General features: G+C 48.2%; 17 protein-coding genes, 6 tRNA genes and 2 pseudogenes. 8 read left to right on the top strand and 17 right to left on the bottom strand.

Features of this window, described 5'->3' with window-relative positions; genetic code table 11:
* The 5 genes from tig to ACYC56_RS05075 all read right to left on the bottom strand — a co-directional run.
* A partial coding sequence (gene tig / locus ACYC56_RS05095) for a trigger factor (protein ID WP_461373098.1) occupies positions 1-1,008 on the bottom strand: 1,008 nt, incomplete at its 3' end.
* A gap of 450 nt (positions 1,009-1,458) precedes the next feature.
* Positions 1,459-1,540, bottom strand: a tRNA-Leu gene (locus tag ACYC56_RS05090).
* A gap of 153 nt (positions 1,541-1,693) precedes the next feature.
* Positions 1,694-1,766: transfer RNA gene (locus ACYC56_RS05085), tRNA-Lys, on the bottom strand.
* Positions 1,767-1,814: 48 nt separating this feature from the next.
* Positions 1,815-1,888: transfer RNA gene (locus tag ACYC56_RS05080), tRNA-His, on the bottom strand.
* 237 nt (positions 1,889-2,125) lie between these two features.
* On the bottom strand, positions 2,126-3,241 hold the full coding sequence (locus ACYC56_RS05075) for a putative sulfate/molybdate transporter (RefSeq protein WP_461373097.1): 1,116 nt from the start codon (positions 3,239-3,241) through the stop codon (positions 2,126-2,128).
* 171 nt (positions 3,242-3,412) lie between these two features.
* Here ACYC56_RS05075 and sppA point away from each other — a divergent pair, with 171 nt between their 5' ends.
* Both sppA and ACYC56_RS05065 read left to right on the top strand, forming a co-directional pair.
* Positions 3,413-4,372 carry a signal peptide peptidase SppA gene (gene sppA / locus ACYC56_RS05070; RefSeq protein WP_461373096.1) on the top strand — a complete coding sequence of 320 codons (960 nt, stop codon included), beginning with the start codon at positions 3,413-3,415 and terminating at the stop codon, positions 4,370-4,372.
* A 4-nt stretch (positions 4,373-4,376) separates the two neighbouring features.
* Positions 4,377-5,060: a YIP1 family protein gene (locus ACYC56_RS05065; protein ID WP_461373095.1), complete on the top strand. Its 684-nt coding sequence runs from the start codon at positions 4,377-4,379 to the stop codon at positions 5,058-5,060.
* A 24-nt stretch (positions 5,061-5,084) separates the two neighbouring features.
* On the opposite strand, the gene ACYC56_RS05060 is transcribed toward ACYC56_RS05065, so the two are convergent.
* Positions 5,085-5,864: an HD-GYP domain-containing protein gene (locus tag ACYC56_RS05060; protein ID WP_461373094.1), complete on the bottom strand. Its 780-nt coding sequence runs from the start codon at positions 5,862-5,864 to the stop codon at positions 5,085-5,087.
* Between the two features lie 307 nt (positions 5,865-6,171).
* On the opposite strand from ACYC56_RS05060, the gene ACYC56_RS05055 reads away from it, so the two are divergent.
* Positions 6,172-6,402, top strand: coding sequence for a hypothetical protein (locus ACYC56_RS05055; RefSeq protein WP_461373093.1), 231 nt, complete (start codon positions 6,172-6,174; stop codon positions 6,400-6,402).
* A 35-nt stretch (positions 6,403-6,437) separates the two neighbouring features.
* On the opposite strand, the gene ACYC56_RS05050 is transcribed toward ACYC56_RS05055, so the two are convergent.
* Positions 6,438-6,890, bottom strand: coding sequence for a DUF4429 domain-containing protein (locus ACYC56_RS05050; RefSeq protein WP_461373092.1), 453 nt, complete (start codon positions 6,888-6,890; stop codon positions 6,438-6,440).
* Between the two features lie 240 nt (positions 6,891-7,130).
* Between ACYC56_RS05050 and ACYC56_RS05045 the strand changes: the two genes are divergently transcribed.
* Positions 7,131-7,334 carry a two-CW domain-containing protein gene (locus tag ACYC56_RS05045; protein WP_461373091.1) on the top strand — a complete coding sequence of 68 codons (204 nt, stop codon included), beginning with the start codon at positions 7,131-7,133 and terminating at the stop codon, positions 7,332-7,334.
* 106 nt (positions 7,335-7,440) lie between these two features.
* Here the strand turns inward: ACYC56_RS05045 and ACYC56_RS05040 are convergent.
* Together ACYC56_RS05040 and ACYC56_RS05035 are read right to left on the bottom strand one after the other, a co-directional pair.
* Positions 7,441-7,514: transfer RNA gene (locus tag ACYC56_RS05040), tRNA-Arg, on the bottom strand.
* An 8-nt stretch (positions 7,515-7,522) separates the two neighbouring features.
* Positions 7,523-7,595 (bottom strand) — tRNA-Gly (locus ACYC56_RS05035).
* Positions 7,596-7,776: 181 nt separating this feature from the next.
* Here ACYC56_RS05035 and ACYC56_RS05030 point away from each other — a divergent pair.
* Positions 7,777-8,274: pseudogene (locus tag ACYC56_RS05030) on the top strand (RidA family protein).
* 428 nt (positions 8,275-8,702) lie between these two features.
* Here ACYC56_RS05030 and ACYC56_RS05025 read toward each other — a convergent pair.
* Both ACYC56_RS05025 and ACYC56_RS05020 read right to left on the bottom strand, forming a co-directional pair.
* Positions 8,703-9,422: a hypothetical protein gene (locus ACYC56_RS05025; RefSeq protein WP_461373090.1), complete on the bottom strand. Its 720-nt coding sequence runs from the start codon at positions 9,420-9,422 to the stop codon at positions 8,703-8,705.
* A gap of 145 nt (positions 9,423-9,567) precedes the next feature.
* Entirely contained in the window at positions 9,568-10,155 is a 588-nt protein-coding gene (locus ACYC56_RS05020; protein ID WP_461373089.1) for a hypothetical protein, read from the bottom strand.
* 550 nt (positions 10,156-10,705) lie between these two features.
* Between ACYC56_RS05020 and ACYC56_RS05015 the strand changes: the two genes are divergently transcribed.
* The 3 genes and pseudogenes from ACYC56_RS05015 to ACYC56_RS05005 all read left to right on the top strand — a co-directional run.
* Positions 10,706-10,981, top strand: coding sequence for a type II toxin-antitoxin system prevent-host-death family antitoxin (locus tag ACYC56_RS05015; protein WP_461373088.1), 276 nt, complete (start codon positions 10,706-10,708; stop codon positions 10,979-10,981).
* Positions 10,982-10,983: 2 nt separating this feature from the next.
* A complete protein-coding gene (locus ACYC56_RS05010) occupies positions 10,984-11,409 on the top strand; it encodes a putative toxin-antitoxin system toxin component, PIN family (protein WP_461373087.1) in 426 nt (141 codons plus the stop codon).
* 9 nt (positions 11,410-11,418) lie between these two features.
* Positions 11,419-12,435, top strand: a pseudogene (locus ACYC56_RS05005) (recombinase family protein); the annotation flags it as partial.
* A gap of 481 nt (positions 12,436-12,916) precedes the next feature.
* Here ACYC56_RS05005 and ACYC56_RS05000 read toward each other — a convergent pair.
* The 6 genes from ACYC56_RS05000 to ACYC56_RS04975 form a co-directional block, all read right to left on the bottom strand.
* Positions 12,917-12,994: transfer RNA gene (locus ACYC56_RS05000), tRNA-Pro, on the bottom strand.
* Positions 12,995-13,139: 145 nt separating this feature from the next.
* Positions 13,140-13,751, bottom strand: a complete 612-nt coding sequence (locus ACYC56_RS04995) for an XTP/dITP diphosphatase (protein ID WP_461373086.1) — start codon at positions 13,749-13,751, stop codon at positions 13,140-13,142.
* Positions 13,729-14,481 (bottom strand): ribonuclease PH, encoded by a 753-nt coding sequence (rph, locus tag ACYC56_RS04990; protein WP_461373085.1) that lies wholly within the window; start codon positions 14,479-14,481, stop codon positions 13,729-13,731. Before rph ends, ACYC56_RS04995 begins: the two co-directional genes overlap by 23 nt.
* 14 nt (positions 14,482-14,495) lie before the next feature.
* Positions 14,496-15,230 carry an MBL fold metallo-hydrolase gene (locus tag ACYC56_RS04985; protein ID WP_461373084.1) on the bottom strand — a complete coding sequence of 245 codons (735 nt, stop codon included), beginning with the start codon at positions 15,228-15,230 and terminating at the stop codon, positions 14,496-14,498.
* Between the two features lie 40 nt (positions 15,231-15,270).
* Positions 15,271-16,104 carry a glutamate racemase gene (gene murI, locus ACYC56_RS04980; protein ID WP_461373083.1) on the bottom strand — a complete coding sequence of 278 codons (834 nt, stop codon included), beginning with the start codon at positions 16,102-16,104 and terminating at the stop codon, positions 15,271-15,273.
* 235 nt (positions 16,105-16,339) lie between these two features.
* The coding region (locus ACYC56_RS04975; protein ID WP_461373082.1) for a putative bifunctional diguanylate cyclase/phosphodiesterase at positions 16,340-18,317 on the bottom strand (1,978 nt) is incomplete at its 5' end.

Genomic DNA, 18,317 nt, shown 5'->3' with positions numbered 1-18,317 from the left:
CTGATCGAGGTCTAAACCCTGCCTCTTAACGTCACCGGCAAAGTCTTCGAGCATGTCGTCGATCTCCTGCTCGATCATAACGTCATGAACTTCTGCCTGAGAAAGATCGGTGACCGCGTCAACGATTTCGCCCTTTACTTCAGCTTCGGCGTATTTGCTCTTAACTTCGTAAATCTTCTCCCTTATATCTGCCCGTAAATCGTCAAGCGTATCAAATCCGACCTGCTTGGCGAAGTCATCGTTAAGCTCCGCGAGTTTCTTCTCTTTAATCTCTTTGATGGCGACTTTAAACACCGCTTCTTTTCCGGCCAGCTGGTCGTTCCCGTATTCCCCGGGGAAGGTTACCTTGATATCCTTGGCATCGCCCTTTTTCATACCGACTATCTGCTCTTCAAAGCCCGGGATAAACGTGCCCGAGCCTATCTCCAGCATGTAGTCGTTGGCCTGGCCACCTTCAAACGGCTCTCCATCCAGAAAACCCTCGAAGTCTATAAGAACGAAGTCTCCCTCTTTGGCGGACCCATCCTCAACCGGCTCCAGGTTGGCAAAGTTGTTCCTTAATCCATCGAGTTGGCTTGATATCTCGTCCTCCGAAGGTTCGGATGACGATTTATCTACTTCAAGACCGCTGTACTTACCAAGCTTCACTTCCGGCTTTACTTTGACCTTGGCGGTAAAGATAAGCGGCTTGCCCTCTTCGGCCTGGACGACATCGACGTCAGGCTGATCGACCGGCTCTATGTCGCTATCTTTGAGCGCGCCCGCATAGTAATATGGCAGCGCTTGCTGCAGCGCCTCCTCGTGAACGGCTTCCTTGCCTATCCTGCTGTCGATGATGGCTTTCGGGATTTTACCTTTCCTGAAACCCGGGACGACGAGTTGGCCGGCTATCCGCTTATATGCCTGATCAACTGCCGCGTTAAATGCATCGGTGGGAACCTCTACTTTGAGAAGAACGGTATCCTTCTCCTCTAACCTTTCAACCTCTGTCTTCACTTCTGTCTTCAATATAGGCCTCCTATATTAATAATAAATGTGTACACTCTTCTGTATGCCTTGATTGCAAAACTGTCTGATAGCGAGTACTCTTTGCTGCTCTGTCTGGGCTCGCCGGGTTGTGGGCTGTTGATTGATGTGTCAGCAAGCGCCTCTCTAATAAACGTAAGAGTATGGGTTATAGCATACGACCCAAAGTCCTTCTGAAGTAAACTTCTTCCATTCATGCTATAACCCATACTCTGAACGAGAAAGAAATGGAACATAGAACGCCTCCCGTTTCTTGTTACACAGGAGCCGGCCAGCTAACGCAACTATGGAACAATGGATCAATAGAGCATTGGACCGCACTGTCACGCTTAGCTTCCCTTGAAGCATATCCATATTCCCTGCTCCATAAAAGTTCTATTGTTCTATTGTCAATTGTTCCATTGCTCCACAGAATCATCGAAGATGATTCTGTGCGAGAGGGGGGACTCGAACCCCCACAGGTCTCCCCACTAGATCCTAAGTCTAGCGCGTCTGCCAATTCCGCCACTCTCGCGTCTTAGAAACTAGAGACTAGAAACTAGAAACTAGATTAAAGTCCCTAGGAAAACATTCGCTACAGCGAACCGCTTCCCTGCTTTTAATCTAGTCTTGGCACAAGTGCCGTTCTAGTTTCTAGTCTCCGTTAGTACGTGCCAGAAAAGAGTCGTGCGCACTACAGGAATCGAACCTGTAACCTCCGGATTAAGAGTCCGCTGCTCTGCCTATTGAGCTAAGTGCGCAAATTTTCGATTCTCGAGAAAAAATCGCCCTGTGGCGATTTTTTCCTGGGTGACCGATGGGACTTGAACCCACAGCCTTCGGAGCCACAGTCCGACGCTCTAACCAATTGAGCTACGATCACCATGTTCATGCGTCGATGTCCTAAGATATCTACAACCACTATATTTTAAAACTATTTGTAACAATATTCAAGGCCACCGGCCTTAAAGCTGCATCATAGTGCTGATATTAAATGTTGCACGCAAATATACACGGCATAGATGGGCGCCGAAACCGGCCGCGCCTATAATCTACTAGAATATTCGGCATAATCCTAGCCTTAACCGATTGCAGGGTAATCGTTGCATCAAGCGGGCGTTTACGCGACTGCGCCGGCGGCTTCTTTCCTTCTGAGGATGAAATGCATGGGATGGTAGATTGCGATTCCGGCAAAAAACCCGAGCGCCATATTATAGACAAGCGCCAATGCAACGGTAGCACCGATTGGGACGAGATCCTTATTGAACCTGATTCCGCGCGCGAACTTGGTGAGTTCGATACCGACGAGAGGCATCATCGCGCCCATAATGGCCGACGGAAACACCCCGAAGAGAGCCAGGATCGAGCTTGCAAAAAACAATCCTAGGGCTAGCTCAAGAGAGCCCTCGATCACGTTGGTGCCCCCCGTCCTTGCCCCGAACAGGTACTGCCCGGCCAAACCGCCCGCGCCATGGCACATCGGCATACCGCCGAAGAACGGCACCACCAGATTCATGAGTCCCTGGTTAAGCGAGAGCTTATGCTCATCTACGTCCTCCCTCTCGGGCCAGTATTCCTTGATCAGCGCGGCGGTGGCGATAACGGCATTTCCGATCGTAAGCGGCACCTGGGCAAACCCGGCCGACAGAAGCGACTGCCAGACTTCTTTGATGCTAAAGCTGGTGAGCGGCGGTAAAGCAAAGCTCGGTGCTGAGACCTGCTGAAACCCTCCCTTAAGATAAACGATCACCGCCCCTAGCGCCATGAGAACGATGGCCGCTGGCGCATAGCGGTTTTCCCGCAAGAAGATCACGATGATGATCGAAACGATTCCGAGAAGCCACCACGTCTTAAGCATAGGATACGCCTGGATGGCCAGGAGTATGCCGAGCGCGACCTGTACTCCCCTTACAACCACCATGGGAGTAAACTTGACCAACCATTTCATGGCGCCGGTAATCGTAATAATAATCCAGACCAAGCCCATCCCAAAGGCCGAAGCGTAGATCATCGACGGTGTCCAGTGCTCGGCGATGGCGATCGCCGCCAGTATCTTCATCGGCAGGCCATAGATAATGCCGGTTGCGATATTTGCGACCCCCATCATCACCAGAAAGCCGGCGGGGTTTAGACCGTTGATGGCAATATAGCCGATGGCCAGCGGAAACAGCGTGCCAAAATCGCCCATTGCCCCCGCGAATTCTCTCATGTTGATCTTGATCGATCTGCGTTTCACGGCACTCCTCCCCTGTACAAAACAACCATCACATCACCAAGCGTGCGGTTATCGCGTAAAGAGTATAAAATAGTAGTAATTATCAATTAAACACCAACAAAACGGCGTAGAGCAACAATAGTAAGAACATAATAATAAAAACAGTAAGTCCTATATTTTAAGGAGGAACGCTTGAAACGAAGCACGCTCGTAATATCAATAGTTCTCGGCATCGTTTTTCTCTCTATGGTCGTTATGGTACTCGTCATCGCACTCCGGCCTGCCGGGCGTGCGAGTACGATAGGTCATGGCAACGTGATTTCGTTTATCCCGCTTAGCGGCAGCATCGCCGAGGGTTCGGCGGGGTCTCTCCTCTCAGGCGGCGGCGCAAGTATCAACCCGACATTCGTCCGCCACAGGATCGAAGACGCCGAGGATGACCCAAATGTCAAAGCCGTCATCTTTAAAGTCGACAGCCCGGGCGGCGTAGTCGGGGCATCACAGGAGATAGCCTATCTTGTGCGTGATAGCGAGAAGCCGGTAGTTGTTTTCGCCGGCGATATGGTGGCCTCGGGTGCCTACTACATGGCGTCCCAGGCGGACAAAATCGTCGCTAAACCGGGAAGCCTGGTAGGAAGCATCGGGGTCATATCGATGGTGCCCGACCTCTCGGGCCTCTATAATAAGCTTGGGATAAAGATGCAGACGATAAAGTCCGGCAAGAACAAGGACATGTTCGAGCGCACGCTCACACCCGAGGAGCGCCAGAAGTTCCAAACGATGTCCGACGAACTCTACCACCAATTCATCGACGATGTCGCCACAGGACGCGGGCTTAATAAAAACAAGGTCGCAAACCTTGCAACCGGTGAGATCTTCGCGGCAACCACGGCGAAGAAGCTCGGTCTTGTCGATGAGGTCGGGGGGTACCAAACTGCGATAGATGTCGCAGCGGATGTAGCGCATATCGACGACCCGGTGGTCGAAGAATACCAGCCGCCGACGCTCTTCGAGTCGCTGTTCGGCTCACCATCCGAGAGCGAGAGCATCTCTAACCTCATCAGGATGCAGGTGATGGGCCGGGATCTCGTGCTTCTCGATTATGTGCGAAGCATGCTCGGCGTTCCACAATATAGATACTATGGAGGATAAACATATGAACGAAGATAACTTCGAGGGTGCGACCGAAAGCCCGGTCCCCGGCGAACAAGAAAAGAAAGGTCTCTTTGATTTACTCTACGGCGTGATCACAAAGCCATCAGAGACCTTCCGCTACCTGATTGAAACAAAACCGGTGCTTTTGGCCTTCCTGGTGTATGTAGCCATCGCCTGGATCGGTGCGATCGCAGGCATCTCCGGAAGCCTCACTACGGCGAGATCGCTTAACCACGCCAGCGGGTCTACTACCTTGAATCCCGGCTTGATTGCGACCATCACCGTCATCGTCGCCCCCATTCTTGCGGCTATCTCGCTCGCGATAGTCGCCGGCATCTACCATATCATCGCGCTCATCCTAAAGGGTAAGGGTGATTATGCGGGCTTGATCAGCGCCTTGGGGTTCGCCAGTTTCCCACGACTATTTGCAGCCCCATTCGGTCTACTTACCCTTGTTGCAGGGGCCGCAGGTAGCATAATCGCCGGAATCGCCTCGTTAGGGTTCGGTATCTGGTTTCTCGTCCTTGACATACTCGCTGTTCGCGAAAATTACAAGTTCTCATTGGGACGCGCGATATTGACGGTGCTCATTCCCGTTATTCTTGGGGTAATTCTTATCATCGTCGTGATAATTGCGGTGTTGGCGGTCGTACTCTCTGCAGTCAATGGGTTAAAAGCCAGCTAAGGGCATATTTAACAAGTCTTCGATCTAAGAAGCTTTTAAATTCGGAACACGGTTACCGTAAGCTTTGGTATAGGCGTCTGCAAAAAGATGGGCCAGGCTGGGGTCGAATTGACGACCGGCACACCGTTTTATCTCCTGCAATGCCTCTTGGGGCTTAATCGGCAGACAGTACGGACGGGCCGACGTCATGGCGTCGAAGGCATCGGCGATAGCCAGGATGCGCGAACCGAGCGGGATTTCATCGCCGCTTAGGCCGTCCGGATAGCCGGCGCCGTTGTGGTGCTCGTGGTGGTGTCTCACCACGCTCGCAATATGCGAAAGGTTTGGTATCTGGGACACTATCTGGCTTGAAATCAACGCATGGGCTTTTACCTGTTCGTACTCCTCACGGGTCAAGCTGCCCGGTTTGTTTAAGATATCGTCGTGGATACCTATCTTCCCTATGTCGTGCAGGTACGATGCCAGGTGAACCGCATCCAGCTCGTCTTCGGTAAGACTAAGCCTGCGTGCGATCAGCGAGGCGTAAACCGGGACACGCTCGCAATGGCCGCGCGTATAAGGGTCCTTGGCGTTAAGCGCCTCGATAAGCGCCATAATAACATCGAGGTTATTTTTCTTGAGCTGCTGGTTAAGCATGGTAATGGTTTCTTGGGCCATCTGGTAGTTCTCTGCAAGTGCGTTAACGACCCGGCCAAGCCTGTGGAAGTCGCTGGATTTTGGGACGTTCGTTCTGGATGAACTCTCCCCCGAGATGATATCCTCGATTATTTCTATGATGTGATCGATGATGTTTCGCTGCCTCATGTGCCGGGTCTCTTTCTGCATATGTTGGCTAGATTCTTGTATGTATCGTCTTATCGGTCTCCAACCTTTACAGCGATAATCCTTAAGACCAGAGTCATAGCATGAGGAAAACACCTACGGAGGTTCGGTCTATCGCTTACTTATACCGCTCGCCTTTTGATTACGACCCTTTAACCCTAATCCGGGCCGCCCGCCAAGTTATTGTTTCACGCTATCCGTCAGGGTCGATAATCGAAGTAAGCATCATGCTAAGTTTTTAACGACCGCGCCAGACAATATGGGAGCTCCTAAAAGAGGAGGTGTTACGGTGAAGCAGATTACATCTCTCGTGAAGATCTTCGGTGGGCTTTCATTCGGGCTTATTATGGTACCGGTTTTCGTTATCGTTCCGGCAGCGTTGATCATCCTGGGGCTTAGTCACTTAATCGAGCAGTTCGCATCATCCGCCCCGATTATCGGTTACTTACATATCCCAAATATCCTGGTAGCCTTTATTGTGCCATCGGCAGTACTTTTGGCAGGGTTGCTGAGACGATAAGGCAGACGATATTTGTGGGCTGGTTCGCTGCGAGGTTAATGGCTCATTAGTTGCTGTTTTCTGGCATCAAATTGTTCTTGATCGATCATGCCTTTGCTTAGCAGACCCTCGAGCACTTGCAACTCCTTCATCCTGAAGGCTACGCTCCCTGCCATGATGGCTGCTATTTTGCTCTCGACTTCTACTCTGAGTTCCTCAAACACCCGTTGCTGACGCGCGACAAACATCACGCTGTCTTCTAGCTGCACCTTCTCAGAACCTGCATCGTCTGTCGCCTTGGCGCCGATAAAAGCAAACTGAATGTACCCGTTAATAACCGCTCCGGCTTTTTTAAACTCGATGGATGTTATATCGCTGATCAGAAACTCGTTATCGCCGGGCAAGACACGGTTGAGCGAGGAAAATCCTTTTCTGTTGATCTTTATCTTGTCTTCGAAGAGTTCGACCAAGCCGTCAACACCTTTTGCGATCATCAAGGCATCTTCCATAGCCCCTCCTTAACAAATTTGTTGCATATAAAAATGGTCAGCTCGTAGCCCAAGCGGTAGCATAGGACGGCATTCGTATTTTAAGTTTCTTGGAATTAATATAGTGGTTATATTACAACTAAGCAACAGTAGAAAGGTTGGTGTTTGCCCGAACCTTCCCCTATTGTGGTGATTTATTCCTTGCTTGACCTGCCGATATACCTTATGTAGGAATTCAGTTAACTAGTGGAGGAATTATCCATGGACTGCTGGGAGTTTAAAAAATGCGACAGAGGAACCAGGTTAGGTTGCGACGCTTACCCAAACAATGGGTATCGCTGTTGGCTCGATGTCGGGACTTTGTGCGGCAAGGAAGTTCAAGGAGTGCATGCCCAGAAGATCTCTACGTGCTCGTTTTGCGATTTTTATAAATCGATGCACGTAAAAACACTTGTAGCTAAATAATCGCCTTAATCGCCTATGTTTGCAACAGGTTTGTTGGAACAATAAAAAGACAAAAACACCGGGTTATTACACCGGTGTTTTCTTTATTTCCCCTGCTTACACTATGCGCGCCCGAGAGGATTCGAACCTCTGACCCTCGGATTAGAAGTCCGATGCTCTATCCTGCTGAGCTACGGGCGCATGTCTTGAGCGGACGACCGGATTCGAACCGGCGACCAACAGCTTGGAAGGCTGTGACTCTACCAACTGAGTTACGTCCGCACGTTATTGCTTAGATACATCTCTAAGCTGCGTTGATATAATAGCAGAATTAACGGAGAAAGTCGAATTGACTGACTGTCTGACACCATCAGAGTTCACATTCGGGACAAACAGAAGAGAGCATCCTGCATAGCTCAGTTGTATACAGAACTCATGACCAGGCGTAACAGGAGGATATTATATGTCGACAAAAGAAAACGAGAAGCTAGGGGTTGAAGATAAGCTCAAGGAACTTGGACCGGTCCTCCCTCCTGCGTTAAAAACCCCTGCCGGGATGAAGTTGCCGTTTGCCTAGGTGCGGGTACATGGCAATCGGGCTTATATCCCGGGACATGGGCCGCAGAACCCCGATGGCTCCCTCGCCTCTGCTCTGGGCAAAGTGGGTGCCGATCTATAGGCATACCAAGCAGCACTGCTGACCGCTCTCTCGATTTTGGGGAGTCTTAAACGCGAGTTGGGCGATCTGGACCGGGTCGTGGCGTGGTTGCGGGTCTTTGGGATGGTCAATTCGGCCCCCGGTTTTCAGCGGCAGCCCCAGGTGATCAACGGTTTCTCCGACCTGATTCTAGAGTTGTATGGCCCCGAGCGTGGTATGCACGCCAGGTCGGCTGTGGGCGTGGCAGAGCTTCCGCTCGGCATCCCGATTGAGATTGAGGCAGAGGTTGAGATCATCGGCTAGCCGGGTTCGTTTATCTTATTACACAGGAGTCGGCCAGCTAAGGTAAACCGTAGAGCAATAGAGCAATGGACCGCAATGGAACACGTTTAGCACCTGTTAGCGCTTATCTATATTCTATATCCCATAAAAGCTCCATTGCTCTATTGTCTATTGTTCCATTGCTCTGACAAATAAAAATACCCCAGCTTTTGGCTGGGGTATTTTTATTTGTCGCCCTAAGTGGACACTATTCAAACTCAAGGCTAATCGAAAAACTGGCAAAATTCGTTTCTGAACTGCTTTGATACTATATCAAATTTGGTCGTTAAAGTCGAGATTTATAATAGTTATGATGCGGTTTGTTGAATGAATGCGAATCTGGGCGGGCGGTAGCCCATAAGTAAAACCATAAATGATTTTCCCCTTGGTGGCAAATTCTTTTCAAATTTTTAGCCAAGGGAATTTATAAAATCTTCAAAATCCTTTTCTGTTGGCTTCATGGAATCAATCGTATTCCTAATGTTCCGGACTTCTTCGTCGGTTAATGAAACATCATCGTCCAATTCAAAGGATTTCTGATCTTTTTGTACTGTAGTCATTATCAGCTCAATAACAAAATCATGTAATTCTCCAGCGAGTCTTCCTTCTGTACAATCAAAAGCAATCTGCGGAACTTTCTCAGCAAGTTTCTCCGAGAAATTCTTCTTGAAATTCTTGAGATTGTTAAAACTTAATTCATCAACACCGGCATACTCGACAAATCCATTTTTAAACCAAGAGAGATAACTTGCCTTTCCGTAACTATCAAAAACATTTCGAAAAGCATGCTCTATAAGAGCAAGGTTTTCTTTAACCTCAACTTGATTCTTGGGTGTTCTAAAGTTAAAAAACCATACATGGAGGGCGGCATATCGTAAAATCCACAATTCTTTTATGAGCTGTTCATCTTTTAAATTTTGATTAGTTTTTTCCTGTATCTCCTTTATTTCGCTAGTGATTTCCTTCTCAGTACTCAAAAGATATTCTACATAGTGCTTGAGAAAAATATAAAACTTTCCTAATTTTTCTGCTTCTCTAGCAAAAGCAAGAGCTTTATTGACGGTAATTTTTCCACCCCTTCCAGAGGGATTATTATCTTTATGATTTGAAAACCAGTTAAAAATTCCCATATGAGTCCTATTATAAATAAAATATCCATGGGTTTACACCACATGGTATTAGCCCAGCTCAAGCAAAGCTTGTCCAAAATCCTAGGGATTTTGGAGGCACTTCATCCCCAGGCTCACGCCAGGGGTATTGCGGATGTAGAATAAATTAAAAAAATATTATTCTTATTACCAAAGCTACTAAACCCACAACACCAATAATAATTCCTAAGTTCCCCCATATCGTACTAGCACCAAATACCATATCCCTAATTCGTTCTCTTGTTCTTTGAAAAGCAATTACAGGAGCAACAGATAGTAAACTAATTAAAAGCCCAGCAATAACACCATAAAGACCGAATTCCAGAAAACTTTTTTTGAAAACTAATCCCCAAATACCTATAGCAATTCCGTAATATGCAATTAATTGTAAAGAAACAAAAATTGCAGTCATTATAGATTCACTTCTATGAAGTGGCTTACCCGCAGCATTTATTTTTTCGCCCAACTCTTTCATTACATTTGAGTCGGTCGTATCCTTGCCTTGTGATTCAGCTTCCGCGATCATTTTATCAGCTAAATCAGCTTTCATCTTCAATGTTTCTAAAAAGAAAATATCACTATCTTTAATCTTTGCTAAATTATCCAATCCAAGTTGGCCAACTATGTACTTCCCATTCATGGCATTGGGTCTAGAATATATATCCGCCTTAATAAGCTCACCCTTATTTAAATCTTCAATATTTTTCATTTTCATAAGATTATTTTATCAACTCCTCAATTGAAGCGTCTTTTACTTTGCTAACTGTTTCTACTGCAAGCGAACATATGTACTAATATTCTAAGATATTAGTACATATTAGTCAATTAAATGGCTTACGATAGACAAGACGATGCTCTTACTTTAAACCCACATAAGAAAATCGCCGGAAGGAGGGGTTATAGGGGAGGAATTCCGGCGATTTTGACCCGGAACGAAGTGGAGGATGCAACGTCGGCGGCATAGCGCCGACGTTGCCTGTTTGTGAGTGGGCTCGATGCCCCGAACAAGCAGTTTTCCTCCCCTAATTCCCTCACCTCTTACCCGCGAAGGTTTATTAATGGTTATTGCTATGGGGTACTGTTATGAAGAACCATAGGATATGCAGGACCGGTTGCAATAGTTTTTTGATAATTCTATTTTGAACATTGCTGCAAAATTAATCTAATCAGATCAAAAATTTACTATCAGAAAGTTATTTGGAAAAAATCATCTTGTCATTATGACCATATCAGTTATAATGACTATATTAACTAGAGGAGGTGTTATGCAAGTGCTAAAAAGAGAAAGCGCTATGACAGCACGTAAAAATTTGGGCCGACTTCTTGAAGAAGCATATTATCGAGGAGACGAAATTGTTATTGAACGTGCCGGTAAGCCAATGGCCGTAATAATCTCATTCGCCGAGTTCGAAGAGTTCAAACAGCAGCGTGAAAAGGATTTTGAGATTCTAGGTAAGGTTCGGGCTAAGAATCAAGGAATCAAACCGGAAGAAGTAGAAATCGCTGTTGATTCAGCTATATCTGAAATTAGAAAAGGCTAAGTATGATTAAGGTATGCTTAGATACTAATGTTTTTGTAAGCGGAATTATCTCACCTTCCGGCGCACCCTTTGATGTACTTGAAGCTTGGCGAAACCGTGAGTTTGTGCTGCTCACATCAGATGATATCATCACTGAAGTAAGTAAAGTCCTGCATTACCCCAAGATCAAATCTGCCTTTTCCCTAACAGACGAAGAAATCGAACAGTATGTGTCGCTTATCGGCCAGTATTCACAAAGAACCGCTGGTAAGCTAATGGTAAACGTCGTAACCGAAGACCCATCAGATAATATGTTCTTAGTTTGCGCAATCGAAGGTAAAGCGGACTTCATTATTTCCGGCGATAATCATTTACTAGATATAGGTGTTTACCAAGAAATACAGATACTAACACCTCGTGAATTTATTAAGCAACTGCAATTAAAGTAAGGCAACAAGATGAACTGCCTCATTTATCTCAGGGTTTCAACGAAAGAACAAGCACAGACCAACCTAAAAGAAGGTTTCTCCATTCCTGCTCAACGAGAAGCTTGCCTTCGGTATATCAAGGAACGCAATTGGAATTTCGTCGATGAATATGTCGATCTTGGCGAATCCGCTCGGTCTAGTGCCAGACCACAGCTTCAAGAATTATTATCGAGAGTGAAAAAAGACATGTCTATTGGTGCGGTTGTAATTCATAAAGTCGATAGGCTGGCTAGGAATTTAGAAGATCACGTTGCAATAAAAGCGATTCTAAACCGGAAAGACGTTGTGCTTTTTTCGGTTAGTGAAAACCTTGAAGATTCGGCATCCGGTAAATTAGTCGAGGGAATTCACGCTTTAATGGCTGAATTTTATTCCTCTAACTTGGCTATGGAAGTAAAGAAAGGCATGAATCAGAAAGTGAAACAAGGCGGTTGGCCGACAAAAGCGCCGTTAGGATACAAGAATGTAAAGCTTGAAGTCGAAGGCCGCGAAATCGCAACCATTGCCCTTGACGAGGAAAAAGCACCACTTATTGAGCTTGCGTTTGAACTCTATGCGACCGGTGATTATTCCCTCGCTGAACTCTTAGATATCTTAACTGATAAAGGATTACGGGGTTGCAACACCAAAGCTTATTCGGGAAAACCGATCAGCAAATCAAACCTTGCCTCCCTCCTGCAAAACAAGTTCTACATTGGCATTATTCCATGGAAGAACATGGAGGTTGAAGGCAGACATGAACCGCTAGTTGATAAGGAACTATTTGAAGTCGTCCAAGAAGTATTAAGAGCTAGAGACCAAGCCGGTGAGAGAAAAAGAAAGCATCCGCACTATTTAAAAGGTACTGTATTTTGCGGCGAATGCGGTTCAAGAATGTCGTTCCTGCTTGCAAAAGGCGAATTCCCCTACTTCTACTGCTTAGGACAAAAACGGCATAATGGCTGCGAACAAAAATATGTTCCAGTTGGTGCTGTTGAAAAAGCCGTTGAAGAACTCTACAAGGATATCCAATTACCACAGAAATGGGTTGAGATAATAACCAAAGCTGCTAGAAAAGAAATCGCTGAACGTGAAATCGACATAACCAGACAGCAAGAATTCCTAAATAAACAGGTAAACAGACTATTAAAAGAACGTCAGAAAATCCTTGAAGCTTATCTTGCCGAGGCTCTCCCTCTTGACCTTCTAAAACAAGAGCAAAACCGCATAGCCAGTGAATTACTTACCGCTGAAACTAAACTCGATTCGTTATCCATCCACACAGAACAGATCGAGGAACGATTAGAGAACATCATCTTAATTGCCTCAAACTGCTATTTAGCCTATCAAAAAGCTTCGCCTACTAATAGACGGGCTTTTAACCAGGCATTTTTTGAAAAGATTTTCATCAAAAACAAAAAGATCAGTGACAAAAAATTCACTGACCTCTTTGATACTATTTTTAATCGTAGTTCGAATAAGAACTATCTGGTCGGGGTGAGAGGATTCGAACCTCCGACCCCCGGTTCCCAAAACCGGTGCTCTAACCAAACTGAGCCACACCCCGGGGCATTCATCGCAACCAGCGGCAAATGCGCCACATGGTATTTTATCATAAATTGCGGCAATGTGCAGTACTTACTTGAAATGCTGTACTTGAAATGCGGGTTTTCCGCGATACGATACAAGCGCCCAAATCAGCTCGTAGATGATTAGCAATCCCCGGCGTGTTCTTTAAACTCGGGCATCTTTTCTTTCAGCTTTCTGAACGCCTGGGCGCGGTGGCTGATCTTGTTTTTCTCATCGAGCGGTATCTCGGCGACTGTGCGGGTGTCGCCTTCAGGTATGAAGATAGGGTCGTAACCGAAGCCGCGCTCACCATGGGGTTCAAAGCCGATGCGCCCTTCAAAGGTGCCTTCGGCTGAGGTTACCCAGCCGTCCGGGGTCATAAGAACGGCAACACAGCGGAACCGTGCGGTGCGGTGCGACTCCGGGACATCATGCAGCTCGCGCAGCAGCTTGTTGTTGTTTTTCTCAGCATTCCCCTCTTCGCCGGCATAGCGGGCGGAGTAGACGCCGGGCCTGCCGCCCAACGCGTCGACCTCAAGGCCCGAGTCGTCGGCAACCGCAGGTTTTCCAAATTCATCGACGAGAGCGCGCGCTTTTATCAGGGCGTTCTCATAAAAGGTCGACCCGGTTTCCTCAACTTCCGGCCATTCCGGAAAATCCTTTTGCGTGTAGACTTTTATATCGTCGAGATCGAGGATCTCAACGATCTCCCTGATCTTGCCTTCGTTCTGACTAGCTATTATGAGTTCCGACATTTGTCGATAGTTCCTCTCGTAGAATCTGCTGCTGTAGTTGGATAAGCTCTGATATTCCCTTTGTACCGAGGACGATCAGCTCATCGAGTTCATCCCTTGTAAATGGATGCTCTTCGGCTGTTCCCTGAACCTCGATAAATTTGCCCGAGCCGGTCATGACGACGTTCATGTCGACTTGAGCCCGGCAGTCCTCCTCGTAGCACAGGTCAAGCATGGGGACATTATCGATGATCCCAACGCTTGCCGCCGCCACAAACTCGGTAAGCGGCAGTTCCGCTATCTTTTTCTGCTTGACCAGCCACCTCAGCGCATCGTAGAGCGCAATAAATGCGCCGGTGATCGAGGCGGTCCTCGTGCCGCCATCGGCCTGTATCACGTCACAGTCTATCCAAATCGTCAGCTCATGAAGCGCCTTAAGATCGACCACCGAGCGCAGAGAACGTCCGATAAGCCGTTGTATCTCATGCGTCCTGCCGCCGACTCTGCCCTGGCTGGCCTCGCGATTCATTCGTGTCGAAGTAGATCTCGGGAGCATGCCGTACTCGGCGGTAATCCAGCCTTTCCCCGACCCGCGCAACCAGTTCGGAATCTTCTCCTCGACGGTGGCGGTGCATATGACCTTGGTATTACCCATCTCTATCAGAACCGACCCCTCGGCATGCGGGAGGAAGTTCCTGTGGATTACGACCTCTCTCATCTGATCGGGTTTTCTGCCATCAACGCGTTGCATCAGTGTTCTCCCCCTCAAAGCAAAATCTGCATGTTATCTTCGGCTATAATAATCGGCCCATCATACTCGTGCGCCGCCATTTCTTGCTGACGAACCGGATCGAAATCCGGCCAAATATGCGTGAGCATCAGCTTCTTGGCACCGGCTTTCTTTGCGATCATCCCCGCTTGCGCTGCTGTCAGGTGCATGACGTCCTTGTAATCCTCCTGCTTGGTCGCCTCACAAATGAAGACATCGCTGTCGCGGGCTATATCGTAAAGAACCTCATCAAAATCTGTATCCGATGAGAATGCGACCGTTCGTCGCCCCGAGAGCCGCATGCCAAACGCCGGCATGCTGTGCTTTACGGCGATGCTTTGGCACGCAATCGCGCCTATTTGAAACCCGCCCTTATCCGATAGAGCCTTAAAATGATATACGCTGTCCAGGCCTTTCTCTGAGCCCGGCATTAGTTGTAACACAAAATCCCTGGCGCCTTCGGGTGCGTAGACATCTATCGGGAAACCCTCTCCTCGATGAAATACCAGGTAATAGTAGAGCGGATAGATATCGATAAAGTGATCCTGGTGAAGATGGCTTATGATAATCCCGCTTAATTGCGCCGGGTCCATCCACCGCATGAGGTTTCTCACCACGCTGCTGCCCATATCCATCAGGATGCTCGTGCCGTTTTCGCGGATGAGATAGCCGCTGCACGCGCGCTCGGCCGTCGGATATGCCGCCGAAGTGCCAAGGGTTATAAGCTCCATATCAGCCACCTAGTAGCATAGCGTTAAGCGGTGGGTAGTCCTATCTCTTTTCAATCCCAGCAATCCTCTCTTTTAGCGGAAGGCTTACCCTTTCTGCCGATTCGATCTCTTGACCAAGGAATTTGGCGCCCAGCTTGCGAAACGTATCCTCATCCCCGCTCGATACAAGTTTAAGCACCGGTGCGAACCGATCCTCGCGCAAGCTATCCTTTCTGGTTAAAAACTCTTTTAGCTCGCGCGCGGTTTCCTCTGCCGAGCTGATAAGTTTTATGTTGTTACCCGCAACGCTCGAGATCGTCTCGGAGAGAAGCGGATAATGCGTGCAGCCGAGAATCAGGCTATCGATGCCCGCCCGCACCAGGGGCTCAAGGTACTGCTTTACGGCGTTTTCAATATGCGGGCCCGCTAATTCGTTTCTTTCAACGAAATCAGCCAGGTCGGGACACGCCAGCGGGTTGACCTTAACGCCCGCGTCGATGGATTTGATAGCGCCCGGATACGACCCGCTCGAGATCGTCGCCTGCGTACCTATAACGCCAACACGCCTGCACCGCGTCGCCTGTACCGCGGCCCTCGCGCCCGGCTCGATGACCCCGATGATCGGTACGTCATAATACTGCTGCGCCATTTCAAGCGCCGCGGCCGATGCGCTGTTACACGCGATAACAATGAACTTCACATTGTTATAGAGAAGGTAATCTATGATCTCAAAGACGAATCCACGTATTTCTGACGTGCTCCTCGGCCCGTATGGGAACCTGGCGGTATCGCCAAAATAGACGATTTCCTCATCCGGTAGTTGCTTTATTATCTCTTTTACGACGGTCAGGCCGCCCAGTCCGGAATCGAATATGCCGATAGGCCTGTTATCCATAAGTCCTCCAAGATGCGTTCGGCAGTCCAAAGAAGCATGCCTCAATCATCTCATTATAACGCTTACCTGATATAAGTAAACGCGTGAGTCGTAGTCATAATCGGCGCGATTGTCACAAAGTAATGTATATCCACTCAAGGACAAGGATAAGCAAAGCCTTGAATTTGTATTAATATTCGTTATAATTTATATTGTTAAATATTATATGGGGGTAACGGCGCTGGGCGCTCCAATTCTAAGCACTACGGGCATCTTTTTTAAGCCAGAGGGTTTTGGCTTTTTGGTGGCCGCTGCGGAGCAGTTTGGTGGCTTCTTTAGCCGGAAGCGGCCTGCTGTATAGATAACCTTGCATTTCGTCGCAACGCAAGGAGTGCAAGAGTTCGAGTTGTTCTACCGTTTCAACACCTTCAGCGACAACACGTAGGTTCAGGCTTTTCGCCATGGCTATAATCGCCTCAGCGATCGCCTCGTCGCTCGGGTCGGTGGTAACAGTATGGACAAACAACTTGTCGATCTTTAACTTGTCGATCGGGAACCGTTTTAAGTACCCCAAGGATGAGTAACCGGTTCCGAAATCATCGATGGCGACCTTTATGCCTCGCTTTTTCATCTCATGCAGAATTGCGATAGCCGCGTCGGCATCCTTCATGACCACGCTCTCGGTGATCTCGAACTCAAGGTATTCCGGTGCCAAACCGGTTGCTTCGAGCGTTTGGTTTACCATCTCGACAAGGTTCTGCTGTTGGAACTGGCGCGCCGAGAGGTTCACGGATATGCGTACCTCGGGTAAACCGGATTTTTGCCATGCCTTGTTTTGCTCGCACGCAGTTTTTAAGGCCCACTCACCGATCGGGACGATTAGGCCGGTTTCTTCCGCAAGCGGAATGAACTCCGCCGGAGATACCAGGCCTAGTGCAGGGTGCTGCCAGCGAATTAACGCCTCCATGCTAATGATTCTCCCCGTCGTAATATCGACGATCGGTTGATAATAGACGATGAACTCCTCGCGTTCCAAAGCCTTTCGCATGCTGTTTTCCATCGCCAGTCGCTCAAACGCCTTCGCGTTCATGGCGGGGGCATACAGCTGATAATTGGCCCTACCTTGCTCCTTGGCGCGATACAATGCAACTTCGGCATTCTTAATAAGGGTTTGCGGATCATCGCCATCGTAAGGATACAGGCTGACGCCGATACTAGTGGTCGTGTAAAAATCACGCTCGTCGAAATTAAACGGTGGCTGTATTGCGTCAAATATTTTTTGAGCAACCTTCACAACATTTTCAACGCCCGTTACCTGCGGCAGTAACAGCGCGAACTCATCGCCCCCCAGACGGGCCACCGTATCGCCCTCGCGCAGGCATTCTTGCAGGCGTTTTGAAATGCCCTGGAGCACCTCGTCTCCGACAACATGCCCCATCGTATCGTTGATGCTCTTAAAGCTATCGAGGTCAAGGCACATAACTGCAAAGACCTCCTGGTTGCGGTGCGCATAGGCGAGCGCCAGGTTAAGGCGATCGTTAAACAGCGCCCGGTTGGGCAAACCGGTTAGCGTATCATAGTAAGACATGTAGTTGATGGTTTCCTCTGCCTGCTTGCGGTCGGTTACGTCCATCCCGATCGGGATGACCCATTGCACTTCCCCATCATCACCCACTAAAGCGGTGTTGCTCCAGGCAATAAGCCTGCGCTCGCCGGTTTTGGCCAGCCAACTGCTTTCATGCCGGTTGGGAAATTTTCCGGCTGTAAGTTCTGCAAAAACGGCTTTGGTTGATTCTATTTCTTCGGGCGGAATTAGTATGTCCCAAATATGGCGCCCGCGCACCTCTTCAAACGTGTAGCCGGTCATCTCTTCGCATGCCCTGTTGAAAAGCGCAATGCGCCCCTCACAATCAAGCAGGATGACCAGAGCGCCAACGGTATCCAGAATGGTAGAGGTAAAATTACGCTCGTTCTCAAGCGCTTCCTCGGCTTGTTTTCGGTCTGTAAAATCTTGAAGTGTTTCAATTACAGTGGTCAACTCGCCTTTGCTGTTATAGATAGGTGCCGCCTCAAACACAAGATATCTTCGTTTGCCTCCGAGGTTTGAATACCACCCCTCGGCCTGAAGACCCTCAGATATCAGATTTGAATCCTCAAAATTCTTATATAGCTGTGGTAGCTCATGGTGCATTTTATCGATAATGACATCCGCTAAGCAGGGTCGTTTATATTCA

It is taken from the genome of Candidatus Aquicultor sp. (assembly GCF_054640775.1).
Note: the sequence above shows the minus strand (reverse complement) of the source record. Positions and strands in the feature narration are given on the sequence as shown.